At 58.2% G+C, this 13,231-nt stretch carries 14 protein-coding genes; 7 read left to right on the top strand and 7 right to left on the bottom strand.

The annotated features are described in order from the left end of the window. Positions 1–7 precede the first annotated feature (7 nt). From ACR3E7_RS19030 to ACR3E7_RS19040, 3 genes are read left to right on the top strand one after another with little or no spacing between them, the layout of a single operon-like run. Entirely contained in the window at positions 8–1,216 is a 1,209-nt protein-coding gene (locus tag ACR3E7_RS19030) for a Tm-1-like ATP-binding domain-containing protein (RefSeq protein WP_480504000.1), read from the top strand. A 1-nt stretch (position 1,217) separates the two neighbouring features. Then, complete coding sequence (locus tag ACR3E7_RS19035) at positions 1,218–2,078, top strand: phosphoenolpyruvate hydrolase family protein (protein WP_480504002.1); 861 nt, start codon at positions 1,218–1,220, stop codon at positions 2,076–2,078. Positions 2,079–2,136: 58 nt separating this feature from the next. Further along, positions 2,137–2,535 (top strand): cupin domain-containing protein, encoded by a 399-nt coding sequence (locus tag ACR3E7_RS19040; RefSeq protein WP_170783197.1) that lies wholly within the window; start codon positions 2,137–2,139, stop codon positions 2,533–2,535. A gap of 215 nt (positions 2,536–2,750) precedes the next feature. On the opposite strand, the gene ACR3E7_RS19045 is transcribed toward ACR3E7_RS19040, so the two are convergent. The 4 genes from ACR3E7_RS19045 to ACR3E7_RS19060 are packed head-to-tail and all read right to left on the bottom strand — an operon-like array spanning position 2,751 to position 5,893. Then, a complete protein-coding gene (locus ACR3E7_RS19045) occupies positions 2,751–3,539 on the bottom strand; it encodes an ABC transporter permease (RefSeq protein WP_480504003.1) in 789 nt (262 codons plus the stop codon). Beyond that, a complete protein-coding gene (locus tag ACR3E7_RS19050; RefSeq protein WP_170771707.1) occupies positions 3,536–4,288 on the bottom strand; it encodes an ABC transporter permease in 753 nt (250 codons plus the stop codon). The genes ACR3E7_RS19045 and ACR3E7_RS19050 overlap by 4 nt, the downstream gene beginning before the upstream one ends. A gap of 9 nt (positions 4,289–4,297) precedes the next feature. After that, positions 4,298–5,062, bottom strand: coding sequence for a transporter substrate-binding domain-containing protein (locus ACR3E7_RS19055; RefSeq protein ID WP_170771705.1), 765 nt, complete (start codon positions 5,060–5,062; stop codon positions 4,298–4,300). Between the two features lie 33 nt (positions 5,063–5,095). Then, complete coding sequence (locus tag ACR3E7_RS19060) at positions 5,096–5,893, bottom strand: ABC transporter ATP-binding protein (protein WP_480504004.1); 798 nt, start codon at positions 5,891–5,893, stop codon at positions 5,096–5,098. A gap of 77 nt (positions 5,894–5,970) precedes the next feature. On the opposite strand from ACR3E7_RS19060, the gene ACR3E7_RS19065 reads away from it, so the two are divergent. The 4 genes from ACR3E7_RS19065 to ACR3E7_RS19080 are packed head-to-tail and all read left to right on the top strand — an operon-like array spanning position 5,971 to position 10,198. Further along, the gene (locus ACR3E7_RS19065; RefSeq protein WP_170789393.1) at positions 5,971–6,627 is read left to right on the top strand and encodes a TetR/AcrR family transcriptional regulator; all 657 of its coding nucleotides are present in this window, start codon (positions 5,971–5,973) and stop codon (positions 6,625–6,627) included. Then, positions 6,624–7,808 carry a pyridoxal phosphate-dependent aminotransferase gene (locus ACR3E7_RS19070; RefSeq protein ID WP_170789394.1) on the top strand — a complete coding sequence of 395 codons (1,185 nt, stop codon included), beginning with the start codon at positions 6,624–6,626 and terminating at the stop codon, positions 7,806–7,808. The genes ACR3E7_RS19065 and ACR3E7_RS19070 overlap by 4 nt, the downstream gene beginning before the upstream one ends. Next, on the top strand, positions 7,805–9,409 hold the full coding sequence (locus ACR3E7_RS19075; RefSeq protein WP_480504005.1) for a 5-guanidino-2-oxopentanoate decarboxylase: 1,605 nt from the start codon (positions 7,805–7,807) through the stop codon (positions 9,407–9,409). The genes ACR3E7_RS19070 and ACR3E7_RS19075 overlap by 4 nt, the downstream gene beginning before the upstream one ends. A gap of 3 nt (positions 9,410–9,412) precedes the next feature. After that, entirely contained in the window at positions 9,413–10,198 is a 786-nt protein-coding gene (locus ACR3E7_RS19080) for an arginine deiminase family protein (RefSeq protein WP_170771697.1), read from the top strand. A gap of 490 nt (positions 10,199–10,688) precedes the next feature. Here the strand turns inward: ACR3E7_RS19080 and ACR3E7_RS19085 are convergent, their stop codons facing one another. From ACR3E7_RS19085 to pcaG, 3 genes are read right to left on the bottom strand one after another with little or no spacing between them, the layout of a single operon-like run. After that, positions 10,689–11,750 carry a 3-carboxy-cis,cis-muconate cycloisomerase gene (locus ACR3E7_RS19085; RefSeq protein ID WP_480504006.1) on the bottom strand — a complete coding sequence of 354 codons (1,062 nt, stop codon included), beginning with the start codon at positions 11,748–11,750 and terminating at the stop codon, positions 10,689–10,691. Positions 11,751–11,786: 36 nt separating this feature from the next. Further along, positions 11,787–12,638 carry a 3-oxoadipate:acetyl-CoA acetyltransferase gene (locus ACR3E7_RS19090; RefSeq protein WP_480504007.1) on the bottom strand — a complete coding sequence of 284 codons (852 nt, stop codon included), beginning with the start codon at positions 12,636–12,638 and terminating at the stop codon, positions 11,787–11,789. Continuing rightward, the gene (gene pcaG / locus ACR3E7_RS19095) at positions 12,631–13,230 is read right to left on the bottom strand and encodes a protocatechuate 3,4-dioxygenase subunit alpha (protein WP_480504008.1); all 600 of its coding nucleotides are present in this window, start codon (positions 13,228–13,230) and stop codon (positions 12,631–12,633) included. The genes ACR3E7_RS19090 and pcaG overlap by 8 nt, the downstream gene beginning before the upstream one ends. Position 13,231 lies beyond the last annotated feature (1 nt).

Raw genomic sequence — 13,231 nt, forward strand, 5'->3', positions numbered from 1 at the left:
GGGAAGGATGACAAAAAGAGCTTACGTGATCGGCACCGCCGACACCAAGGGGCCAGAACTGCGTTATGTGCGTGACCTGATCGACGCGGCGGGGATGGAAACCGTACTGGTCAATGTCGGCACCAAAGGCGGCGAGACCGGCGTGGATGTGACCGCCGCCAGTGTCGCCGCCTGCCATCCCGACGGGCCGGCGGCGGTGTTCGTGAATGATCGCGGGCAGGCCGTGACCGAGATGTCGCGGGCATTGACCGCCTTTGTCCTGGGCCGCGACGATCTGGGCGGCATCATCGGGCTGGGCGGCTCGGGCGGCTCGGGGATCATTGCTCCGGCCATGCAGGCTTTGCCGATTGGGGTACCCAAGGTGCTGGTTTCCACCCTCGCGTCGGGTGACGTCTCGGCCTATGTTGGTGCATCGGATGTGAACATGTTCCATCCTGTAACAGATGTATCGGGGTTGAACCGCGTCTCGCGCCGATTGCTGGGCAATGCGGCGCACGCGCTGGCAGGGATGATGGCGAATGAAGTCCCCGAAAACACCGATGATCGCCCCGCGTTGGTTCTGTCGATGTTCGGTGTCACCACCCCCGCCGTCCAGGCCATCACCGAAGGACTGGCCGATGACTACGACTGCCTGGTCTTTCATGCCACCGGCAGCGGGGGCCGGTCGATGGAGCAACTGGTCGATCAGGGTGACGTTGCCGGGGTGCTGGACATCACCACCACCGAAATCTGCGACCTGATCGTGGGTGGGATGCTCAGTGCAGGTGAAGACCGGCTCGACAGCATTGCCCGCAGCAAACTCCCTTATGTTGGCTCGTGCGGCGCGTTGGATATGGCGAATTTCTGGGCACCCGATACGGTGCCCGCACAGTTCAAAGGGCGCAATTTCTATCACCACAACGCGCAGGTCACGCTGATGCGGTCCACAGCGGAAGAATGCGCACAGATAGGCGTGTGGATCGGCAACAAGCTGAACGCTTGTGACGGCCCGGTGCGCTTCCTGCTGCCCCTGCGGGGCGTCTCGGCGCTGGATATCGAAGGTGGAGCCTTCCACGACCCGGCAGCCAATGACGCACTGTTTCAGGCTCTGCGCGATACGGTGGCACAGACCCCCGACCGACAACTGATCGAGTTGGACATGCACATCAACGATCCCGACTTTGCCGAGGCGGCGATCGCCAATTTCAAAGAAATCTACACCAAGAAGGATACCTGATATGGCAGTCACGGGACGCGCAGACATCCTCAGCCGCTTGCGGGCAAAGATAGCCGCTGGCCAAGTCATCATAGGTGGCGGTGCAGGCACCGGCCTGTCCGCCAAATGCGAAGAGGCCGGCGGCATCGACCTGATCGTCATCTACAACTCGGGTCGCTATCGCATGGCCGGGCGCGGATCTCTGGCGGGCTACATGTCTTACGGCAACGCGAATGAGATCGTTGTCGATATGGGGCGCGAAGTTCTGCCGGTCGTCAAGGACACCCCTGTTCTGGCAGGGGTAAACGCCACCGACCCATTCTGTCTAATGGACAAGTTTCTGGATGATTTGGGGGCAATGGGTTTCGCAGGTGTGCAGAATTTTCCCACGGTGGGCATCATCGACGGCCGCTTCCGGCGCGAACTTGAGGCCACCGGCATGTCCTATGACATGGAGGTCGAAATGATCGCCAAGGCCCATGAGCGCAACCTTCTGACCACGCCATACGTTTTCAGTTCTGACAACGCTGCCGAAATGGCGAAGGCGGGCGCGGATGTCATCGTCGCACATTTCGGTCTGACCACGGGCGGAACCATCGGGGCCGGGGACAGCGCACCGGATATAGCCGAATGCGCGCGGCTTTACGACGAATGGGCCGCAGCAGCGCGCACTTATCGCGACGACCTGATCTTTATCTGCCATGGCGGCCCATTAGCAGAACCCGAGGATGCACAGAAGTTCCTGGACCTCTGCCCGGACTGTCATGGCTTTTACGGAGCATCATCGATGGAGCGTCTGCCCACCGAACGGGCGATTACAGCTCAGACTGCAGAATTCGGAAAGCTGCGGCGGGGGGTTGAACGCTCTAAAGGGGTCGCATGACGACAAGACACCAACTTGCAGAACTAGTGCGCAATCAAAACACGACCGGAGAATAGGGATGATCGGAAAATTCATGCTTTCGGCGGATACGCCGCAGGAAACGCTTGATTGGGGTAAGTTGAAGTGGATGAGCAGTCCGCCCGCTACAGGCGCCGGACAGCTTACGGTGATTGAAGTCAGCCTGGCTCCGGGCCACGGCCACAATTTTCACAAACACCCCGATCAGGAGGAAGTTATCTACTGCGTCGCGGGTGAGGTCGAACAGTGGCTTGGCAAGGAAAAGCGGGTGATGGGACCAGGGGACTCGGTCTTTATTGGCGCGGATGTGGTCCACGCCACGTTTAACATTGGCGATCACGAAGCGACTCTTCTGGCAATTCTGGGACCATGTGTCGGAGATATGGGGTACGAGATCGAAGATGTCGCGGACAAGGTGCCTTGGAACGGTCTGCGTTAGATTGCAGAAAAAGCGCCTAGGATTTTCGCACAAGAGTTCAGCCTTATCACTTCTGGACTTGGTGAGCAGGTCCAGAAGCTGGGTGGTGAAGGCCCACAATGCGAGATCATGTTTGGCTGCGTTAGCGGCTGGCACCTGTCGCGAAGCGGTACGACGTTTTCCTCACAGCAACTGCCCTCGACGCTTTGATCGTCTGTTGACTGTAAGCCATGAGCCTAGCGTCGTTCCTGCCCGGTCCCAAGCACCTTGACCTCCAGCCAGTGGAAGGCAACTGCGATCAGGCCAGCGACCAGAATGTAGAATACCGCCAGCAACAGCAGTGGTTCATAGATGATGAACGTGTCCGAACGCACCCGCGATGAAACTGCATAAATGTCGACAACAGTGATGGTCGCCACCAGAGGTGTCGCCTTCATCTGCAAGATGGTTTCGCCGCCCAAAGTCGGCAACACATTGCGGATTGCCTGTGGCAACCAGATGCGGCGGAACATCGTCAGTCTGGGCATGCCGAACGACTTGGCGGCCTCTAGCTGCCCCTTGGCAACACCTTTGAAGGCCCCGCGCATAACCTCGCCCTCGTAGCCTGCATAGGACAGGGTCAACGCCAAAACCGCATAGGGCCAGGCCTGCCGCAGATACGGCCAGAGTTCAGACGAGCGTATCCACGGGAACTGAGGGAACAGTGACCCGAGACCGTAGTACAAAAGCCAAAGTTGAAGCAGCAAGGGCGTGCCGCGAATGATGGTGCAAAACGCTTTGGCCGGGGCAGCAAGATACCAAGGTCCAACAGCCTGCGCCAACCCAAGAGGAACCGCAAGACAGAACCCAAGTACGACCGTGACGACCAGCAGCCAAATTGTCGTCCAAATACCTTGCAAGGCCAGCGGAGCGTATTTCGGCAGCCAGTCCCATTGCAGCGAGACGGCACACCAGATGACGATCCCTGCGAAAATCAGCATCATTACGACGCGATGCGGTTGCATCAGAGATCTAAGACTGATCATTTACTACCCCCTGTCAGAGAGGGCTGGCCACGGCGGGCCCACTTTTCAATCCGGCCGAAAATGACGCCCGAGCACAGGGTGACCATGAGGTACAGAAACCCGGCAGACAAGAAGAAGGTAAAATAGGCGCGGGTGCTGCTGGCGGCTTGTCGGGTTTCAAGGGTCAGTTCGTTGAAGCCAACGACTGCAAGCAGCGCGGTGTCCTTGGTGGCGATCAGCCATAGATTGGCCAGACCGGGCACGGCAAAGCTCATCATTGCTGGTATCGTTACGCGGCGCATGGTCATAAAGGCTGGCATGCCATAGGACTTGGCAGCTTCGATCTGGCCGGGCGGTACGGCCTGAATGGCCCCGCGCAGAATTTCGGTGGCATAAGCCCCCTGAACAACGCCCAGCACCCAGATGCCAGCGGCCACTCCGTTGATCTCGACCCGTCCGCCACCTATGGCTGCGGATATCTTGTTAATAATATCCGACCCTACATAATACAGGATCAGGATCAGGACCAATTCCGGCACAGCCCGGATAACGGTCGTGTAAATGGCAAGAAGATCGCGTGTGACCTTCCCGCCGTATAGTTTGCCATAAGCTCCGAACAGTCCGATCACTAGGCCGAGCGCATAAGCACCAAAGGCGATTTGCAATGAATTGGACAAACCGCGCAGCAGATTGCCACCCCATCCTGGAGGCGAGAGCGACAGCAGCTCTGCGCTCTGCGCCAAACCTAGCGATTCCAGTAGTCCGGTCACGTTAATGGCTTAGTAGATGCTGGCAGAGAAGTAGTTCGAGGTGATCTTTTCATGTGTTCCATCCGCCAGGATGGCAGCGATACCCCTGTTCAACGCCTCTCGCAGATCATCTTGCCCTTTGCGGACACCGGCCCCAACGCCGCGCCCCAGAATGGCAGGATCATCTTTAACGGCCCCTTTGATTTCACAGCAGGCACCAGCGTCGGAATTCACAAAGTCCGCCATTGCGATGCTGTCGGCCTGTGTGGCGTCGATCCGGCCCGCAAACAGGTCCTGATTGGCTTCGTCCTGAGTTTGATAGACGCGCAGTTCCGCATCTTTGAAGTATTCTTGTGCATAGGCCTGGTGGATGGTCGAAGCCTGCACGCCAACAACTTTGCCCGCTAAGGATTCCGGAGTTGCATCGATATCGATCGACTTATCTGCGACGATGACCGCAGGAGTGTTGTAGTAAGGATCGCTGAAATCAATGGTTTTCAGACGTTCCTCGGTGATCGACATCGAGGCCATGATGGCGTCGATCTGCTGACCCGTCAGCGACGGGATGATACCGTCCCACGCAACTGGAGTGATGACGCAATCAAGTTCGGCCGCCGCGCAAACAGCGTTGATCACGTCGATCTCCCAGCCGACCCAGGTGCCGGAACTGTCAAGCGACGCGAATGGCGGATAGGGTTCGGCTGCGATACCAATCTTGACCTCTTCGGCACTGGCGACGCCAGCTGAAAGAAGTGCAGCAGCAAGGCTGGATGCAAAAATTTTACTGATTTTCATTATGTTACTCCCTGTTGGCTTTGTTTTGTTGGACTATGCGACCGAACTTAGAAACTGCTTCAATCGTTCAGACTTGGGGTTACCGAAAACCTCGGCAGGTGGTCCCTGCTCTTCAATTCGGCCTTGATACAGATAGACGACGTGATTGGCGACTTCGCGCGCGAACTTCATCTCATGGGTCACCAGCAGCATCGTCCGCCCTTCGGACGCAAGATCGCGGATCACGGTCAGCACTTCACCGACCAGTTCAGGATCCAGCGCCGAGGTCGGCTCGTCAAACAACATGACCGAAGGATCTACGGCCAGCGCTCGCGCAATTGCCGCGCGCTGCTGCTGTCCGCCGGATAGATATGCAGGGTAAGTGTCGGCCCGGTCGCCCAGCCCCACGCGCTCTAGCAACTCATGCGCACGCGCGATGGCCTGAGCTTTGGGAACCTTGAGTACGTGCACCGGCACTTCGATCACGTTCTCCAGAAGCGTACGATGGGTCCACAAATTGAACTGCTGGAAAACCATCGCCAGCCGGGTGCGTATACGCTCGATCTGTCGACGATTGGATGGGCTGCCATCGTCGTGCATCTCGACCTGCTCGCCACCTATCGTGATCTTGCCCGAACTCGGAGTTTCCAGAAAGTTGATGCAACGCAACATTGTCGACTTGCCAGAGCCCGACCCCCCGATGATTGCGACGACATCGCCTTTATGCGCCGTCAAGGACACGCCTTTCAAAACCTCTAGCGGGCCGAAGGACTTGTGTAGGTCTTCAACCTTAATCGCTTCGTCATTCTCTGTCGTATGATTTACGGGTGTAGCGGCTTTGGCTGCGTCCATATCCAGGCATCTTCTGATTTCAGCTTGCAGTAAGCCCCGAATCTCGTGATTATGCAAGTGTATAATAACTTCATGTCATGGATATGCCCGCGGTGCAGGACAATAGCCGAAAATTTACGCGTGAGTCCGCCGAGCATCGGCGCGAGGCATTGATTTTGGCAACTCTGGACCTGATCGCCGAGATGGGGGTGCGTGGCGCAACTGTGCGTGAGATCGCGGCGCGTGCAAACGTGACTCAAGGTTTGATCCGACACTATTTCACCTCGAAAGACGAATTGGTGCACGCGGCCTACGAGCATCATATGAATACGCTGACCGTCAAAACGGCCGCCTATACCGGGGAAGGGACGGCGGTGTCTCGGTTGTCGAACTTTGTCGATGCGTCTTTGCGGCCACCAATTGTCGATCCCAAGGTCGTCGCCCTTTGGGCCGGATTTCTGAACAAGGTCCAGACGGACCCCAAAATGCAACATGTCCACCAGCGCACTTATGACTACTTCCGAGACCATCTCGAAGCGCTCATCGTCGCTGCGCTCAAGGAAACCCGGCGCGATGTGGAACCCTTCGAGGCGAAACAGTTGGCGATCGCGTGCAACGCGGTGATCGACGGCCTCTGGCTGGAAGGCGGTGCGCTTCCGGATGCGTTTGCCGAAGGCCAGTTGCCCCAGATCGGCCTAGACTCGGTCGGCGCAATTCTAGGTATCACGTTGAACAAAGAGGCAGCAGAGTCATGAGAACCTCAGCAGTAACAGCTCGGTTGGCGGGTTTGGGTGGCGCCAAATGGAGCGTACACCTGAAAGCCCGCGAACTTGTCAAAGCAGGTGCTGATATCGTCGAGATGACGATAGGTGAGCCGGATGTTCCTGTGCCCGCCTCTCTGATCGAGACTACGGTACATTCGCTGCATGCAGCGCGGACGGGATATTCCAATGGTCGTGGAGAAGAGGGCCTGTTGGATGCGTTGGCCGAGCGATACTCGCTCCGCCGGGGACGCAGTTTTAAATCTGAAAACATCCTCTGTTTTCCCGGCACGCAAACCGCCCTTTTCGCGGTTATGGCCGGGGTTGCTGAGGCTGGCGACGAGGTTCTGGTCGGCGATCCGATGTATGCCACCTACGAAGGTGTCGTGCGCGCGTCAGGAGCAGACATGGTGCCCGTTCCCTTGCGACCCGAGCATGGATTTCGCCTTCAGGCTGAAGACATCGCCAAACGGATCACGCCGCGCAGCCGTGCGATCTTGCTGACGACGCCGCACAACCCAACCGGTGCGATCCTGACTGCGCAAGAAATTGCGGAGATCGGGCAATTGGCAATCGCGCATGATTTGTGGATCATAACGGACGAGGTTTACGAAGACCTGGTCTTTGAAGGGTCACAATTTGTCTCGCCCCTTGCGTATACGGAATTTGCGGATCGCGTCATCGGAGTTTCATCCATTTCGAAGTCACACGCTGCGCCCGGCTTCCGCAGTGGCTGGTGTGTCGGTCCATCCGACTTCTGCGAGGCACTGCTGCCTTATTCTGAAACCTTGCTGTTCGGAAATCAGCCCTTCATCGCGGATATGACCGAGAAAGCGATCCGTGACGGGTCAGAGGTTGCCTCTGGCATGGCCAAACGGTTCGCGGGCCGGGCCAGTTTGCTGGCGGATCGCTTGGGGGCCGACACTGAACTTGTTGTGCACCGTCCCGAGGCTGGGATGTTCGCACTCATTGATGTTGCGAACACCGGTCTTGATGGTGAGGCCTACGCATGGCGCTTGTTGCAAGCCGGAGTTGCTGTCATGCCGGGCTCGGCCTTCGGCGACAGCCTGAAGAACTGGGTGCGTGTGGCATTGACGATCAGTGACGATGATTTCGCCACTGCCATCACCCGCATTGTTGATCATGCCAACAACATACCGCGTGAGGTCGCATGAGCGCTCTGACAGTTGGGGAAGCTTTGGTCGCAGAGCTTCGGCGCCGAGAAGTGGCCTGTGTGTTCGGTATTCCGGGTGTCCATACCATCGAGCTGTACCGCGGTCTTGCGGCATCGGGTATTCGACATGTCACCCCTCGGCACGAACAGGGCGCAGGGTTTATGGCGGATGGCTATGCACGTGTATCGGGTAAGCCGGGCGTAGCTTTTGTGATAACTGGGCCGGGTTTGACGAATACGCTGACCCCTATGGCCCAGGCACGGTCGGATTCAGTGCCCTTGTTGGTGGTGTCCGGTGTTAACCCGACGGCATCGCTTGGAAAGGGCATGGGGCATTTGCACGAGCTGCCCGATCAACTGAAACTTGCGCAAACAGTCGCGTTGCTATCTGAACAGGTTTCTGACGCCGATCAGCTTGACCCGGTCGTAGACCGCGCCTTTCAGCGCTTGACCACCGAGCGGCCCGGGCCTGTGCATATCGAGGTTCCCTTGGATGTGGCTGCCCATCCCTATGTCGCGGCGCCCATTGCCCTTTCCCACACCGAGTGTCAGGCAGGTACTGATCTGATCAGTGAGGCTGCAAGCCGACTGGCCGAGGCTGGGCGCGTCGTAATTGTCGCCGGTGGTGGTGCAAAGCGCGCAGAGGGTGCTTTGCAAGCGTTGGCCGAAGCGCTTGACGCGCCGGTTGTGCAAACCGTCAACGCCCGAGGCCTCATGCATGATCATCCATTGACTGTGCCTGCCAGCCCCAGCTTGCCGGCCGTGCGCTACTTGATTGAAGACGCAGATTGCGTGCTGGCATTGGGAACCGAACTTGGCCCCACCGATTTCGACATGTATGCAACCGGCCAGATGGCAGAGATGCACGGTCTGATCCGGGTGGACCGATGCCGTGATCAGCTGGCCCGCCATACAGCCAAGGTTGCGATTCACGGAGATGTCGAACTGGTCGCACCTGTGCTGGCCGCGTCATTGCCAAAAACGGCAAAAAAGGGCGAAGGTGAAATGCGGGCCAAGCTTGTACGCACCGCTGCGTTGGACGAAATTGGCCCGGACTATCGCGAAATAGTTGATATTCTCAATGCGATCCGCGATGCGGTGCCCAATGCGCTTGTGATCGGGGACTCAACCCAACCGATTTATGCGGGTAACCTGTACTATGACCACGACCGTGCGGGTGGCTGGTTCAATGCTGCAACCGGATATGGTGCGCTTGGCTACGGAATTCCTGCGGCGGTCGGAGCTGCAATCGCCGCCCCTTCCACCCCTGTGGTGTGTATTGTCGGGGATGGTGGCGCCCAGTTTTCCCTTCCTGAAATCATGGCCGCCGTCGACGAAAACCTGCCTGTCATCTTCGTGATTTGGAACAATAGCGGGTACGGAGAAATTGCAACGTCGATGAGGGACGTCGGTGTAACAGTGATCGGTTGTAATCCTACGCCTCCCGATTTTGCGGCAACCGCAAAGTCTTTTGGCATTCCGTATTTTGAAGCTCGTGCGGAACCACAGGTGGTCGCGCGAAAGTTACGCGACGCTGTCGCCGTGAAAGGACCGTCCATGATCGAAATCACTGCCGCAAAACTTGCACCCACGAAAGACTGACCCATGACAGACCCCACTTTCGAGTTTTCACGCGCCATCACCCGTCGCCCTGCATCCACAATCGCAAACGGGCTGCGCGCTGAGGATGTCGGCGATCCAGATCTTGATGGGATGTTGGCAGCGCATCAGGCATATGTAGCCACCCTAAAGAGCACGGGTGCAGAGGTGATCGAGCTTGGTCCGCTCGATACCTTTCCAGACGCACAATTTGTCGAAGACACTGCTCTTTGCCTCCCTCAAGGCGTGGTTCTGATGCGGCCTGGTGCGCCATCGCGCATGGGCGAAGTCGCCGAAATGGCTCCGACCCTTCATGACTGCTACGATACGGTTCGTGCGATCGAAGGCCCTGGTCATATCGAAGGCGGTGATATTATTGTAACCGGTCGGGAAATTCTGGTGGGCCGATCAGATCGTACCGACGCGGAAGGTGTCGCTGAACTGGCAAGGATAACTTCTGATTGGGGACACAAGCTGCGGGAAGTCTTCACGCCCAAAGGTGTGCTGCACTTCAAAACAGATTGTTCGCTGATGGATGCCGAGACCATCCTGTCCACCCACCGACTGGACGCATCAGGCTGTTTTGACGGCTACCGTGTGTTACATGTCGCCGAAGGAGAAGAAGCCGCTGCCAATGCCATCCGTTTCAACAATCTGGTGCTGATGGCCGCGGGCTTCCCTCGAACGGCCGATATGCTGGACCGCGCAGGCTATGAAGTTGTCGAGATAGACAATACCGATTGTGCCAAGTTGGACGGTGGTATGTCATGCCTGTCTCTAAGGCTTCCCTAGAGGTATCGCCAAGTAGTTCTGTCGCAAACTCTGGCCTATATGTATTGGGCATGCGTCTAAAGTAACGTCTGTCGACCCAGAAGATGCGTTGCGAATTTGTGTCTAAGCCGACCGGCCATATCCCTGCGGCATCTTCCGGCGGGGGGTAAACCGGCAAGCCATCTGAATCGGGCCCGGCGGTGTTCCGCCCTAGGTTCGGTGAGAGGATGCCGCCGTCGCGCCGGACCTTCTCCAAAACGTGCCAAGAAAAGAAGCTTTGGTAGAAAGGTTGCGATCGTGGGCAAGAATCATATGACGACGACTGCAAAGATCTGGATCAGAATGAAGGGCATGACTTGGATTAATAGTGCGCCGATTACCAAGGTTCGAGCCATTGCCAAGCCAGGTTATCAGCTCGTGGCCCGCGCCAACTGACGGAACAGTTCGCACGAGTTGAAGCCACACAACGGGCATCCGAATTGAGCAGATCCACATTGGATTTGTTGAAGCGTTAGTCGGGCGTTGCGCCGATTGAAATGATCTGCGTGCACAATGTGGTGGCCGCAGCAAGTGACCGAGCCGTGGTCTGGGCCATGGTCGGCAGGATCATCCATTCCAATGCCCACGCGCTGCCGGATCGTTCCTGTTCATGCACCATAGCATGGTGCATCCCGGACACCTGTACGGCGTTGAACCGCGCCAGTGTCACCAGCAGTTCAGCCAGAATGGGGTTCTGTTTATGTGGCATGGCCGAGGATGTTCCTCCACCGGACAGCCTGATCTCGTCCACGCCTTGTTGGGCCATCAGGCAGATATCCTGCCCCATCTTTCCCAGTGACCCCGAGATGCGCGACAGCAGATCGGCATACGCCACCAGTCTGTCGCGGGTGGTGTGCCAGCTTTGATCTTCCACATGCAGCCCAATTGCATCGGCGATATGCTTCGCCAAATCGTGCAGCGAGGGCCCGATCGTCTGACCATCGCCAACAGGTCCGGCCAGTTGCACGCATTCCACGCGCGGCCGCAGGTCGGATAGGTTTTGGTGATAGCTGCGCAGCGGATCGCGCCAGGTTTCGATCCGGTGGCCGACCGAGACAGGCAGGGCAACCTGCATCCGCGTGCGTCCCATAATTTGGCGTCCACCAAATTTTTCACTGAGATCGCCCAGCACGTCCGACAACTGTGACAGGCGCGCTTGCAACAGATTCGTGGTCTCACGCAAGGTCAACGCCAAGGCCGTGTCCATCACGTCTTGCGAGGTCGTTCCAGTGTGAATGGCTGGTGCCAGTGGTCCTGCATCCGATCTAAGGGCCTGAACCAGTGCTGGTGCAGGCAGCCCGTCCGCGATGGTGCCCGCGCGCAAAGTATCCATACCGGGCGCGGATTGTTCAATCCATGCGGCAGCAGCGTCCGCTTGGTCGGCGGGGATTTTACCGATTGCACCCAAGCCGCGTGAATAGGCAGCCTCGAAGGCCAGCATATGGGTGAGCGACCGTTCTGCAGACCAGATGCCCTGCGCCTCGGCGTCGCCGAACAGGCCGGAAAACCAGGGGTGCGAGAACAGATCGGTCATCGTCGTTGTCCTTATCTTGGGTCGTCCGGACTGGCGTCAGGCCGCAGCCGAGCGCAGACCCAGAATGGCGCGCGCCTGGTCTACACTCGCAACCGGGCGTTCATGGGCATGGCACAGATCGACGGCCCGCTGCACCAGCGCTGCATTGGACGGGGCCAGCGTGTCGCGATCCAGACGCACGTTGTCCTCTAGCCCCGTGCGCACATGCCCGCCCGCCGCGATGGACCATTCGTTCAGCTTGATCTGCCCAGCCCCGATCCCGGCGGCGCACCACGGGACGTCTCCGAACAGGCGGTGCACGGTATTGACGTAGAAGTCGAATACATCTCGATCCACGGGCATCGCATTACGGACCCCCATGACGAATTGGATATAGGGCGTATCGGGCAATTGCCCCTCGCGGTGCATCCGGGCCGCTTGCAGTATATGTGACAAGTCAAAAGCCTCGATCTCGGGTTTGACGCCGTAGGTTGCCATCTCGCTGGCCAGCCAGTTCACCAGATCGGGCGGGTTTTCATAAACGCGCGTCGGAAAGTTGTTCGATCCCACCGAAAGCGAGGCCATATCCGGGGACAGCGGCAACATACCCCCGCGCGCTTTGCCCGCGCCGGACCGCCCCCCGGTTGAAAGCTGCACAATCATGCCGGGGCAGTGCGTTTCGATCCCCTCCTTCAGCGCTGCGAACAGGTCGGGGTCCGAGGTGGGTTTGCCCTCGGCGTCGCGCACATGGCAATGAGCGATGGAGGCTCCGGCCTCGAACGCTTCGTGCGTGCTTTCGATCTGTTCCGATACGCTGATGGGAACGGCCGGGTTATCGGCCTTGGTGGGCACCGATCCTGTGATCGCCACACAGATGATGCAGGGGGTTTGAGAGACAGGATCAGACATCGAAAAACACTGTTTCTGAGGGGCCTTGTAATTGAATATCGAACCGGTAGCCGCCTTCCACCCGTTCCGCGATAAGAGTTTGCCTGCGCACGGGCTGCTCAATCAGGTTCAGCACCGGATCCGACGCATTTGCCGCCATTTCATCGGGGAAATAAAGCCGGGAGTTGAGGCCTACGTTGATCCCACGTGCAACGAGCCACAGGTTAATATGTGGGGCCATCACCGCGCCGGATTGGTCTGTCACGGGGCCCGGTTTGATCGTGTCGAACACCCATTCGCCCGTGTCGAAATCCGGTATCACACGGCCCCAGCCACGAAAGCCCGGATCAACAGTACCCAGACTGGGATAAACGCCATTTGCATCCGCCTGCCATGTTTCAATCAGTACATCCTTGACCGGCGCGCCGGTTCCGTCGCGCACCACACCGCGCACAGTGATCTTCGTCCCTGACGCATCTGGCCCCGCGATGTCACGGCCCAACTCGTGCCGGTAGATATCGAACCCGGCGTCTCCGGGGGCCAGCCCGATATGCACATAGGGCCCCGCAGTCTGTGAGGGCGTTTCCTTGAGATAGTCCAGCTTTTGCACCATG

This window comes from Ruegeria sp. BK1 (assembly GCF_056535645.1).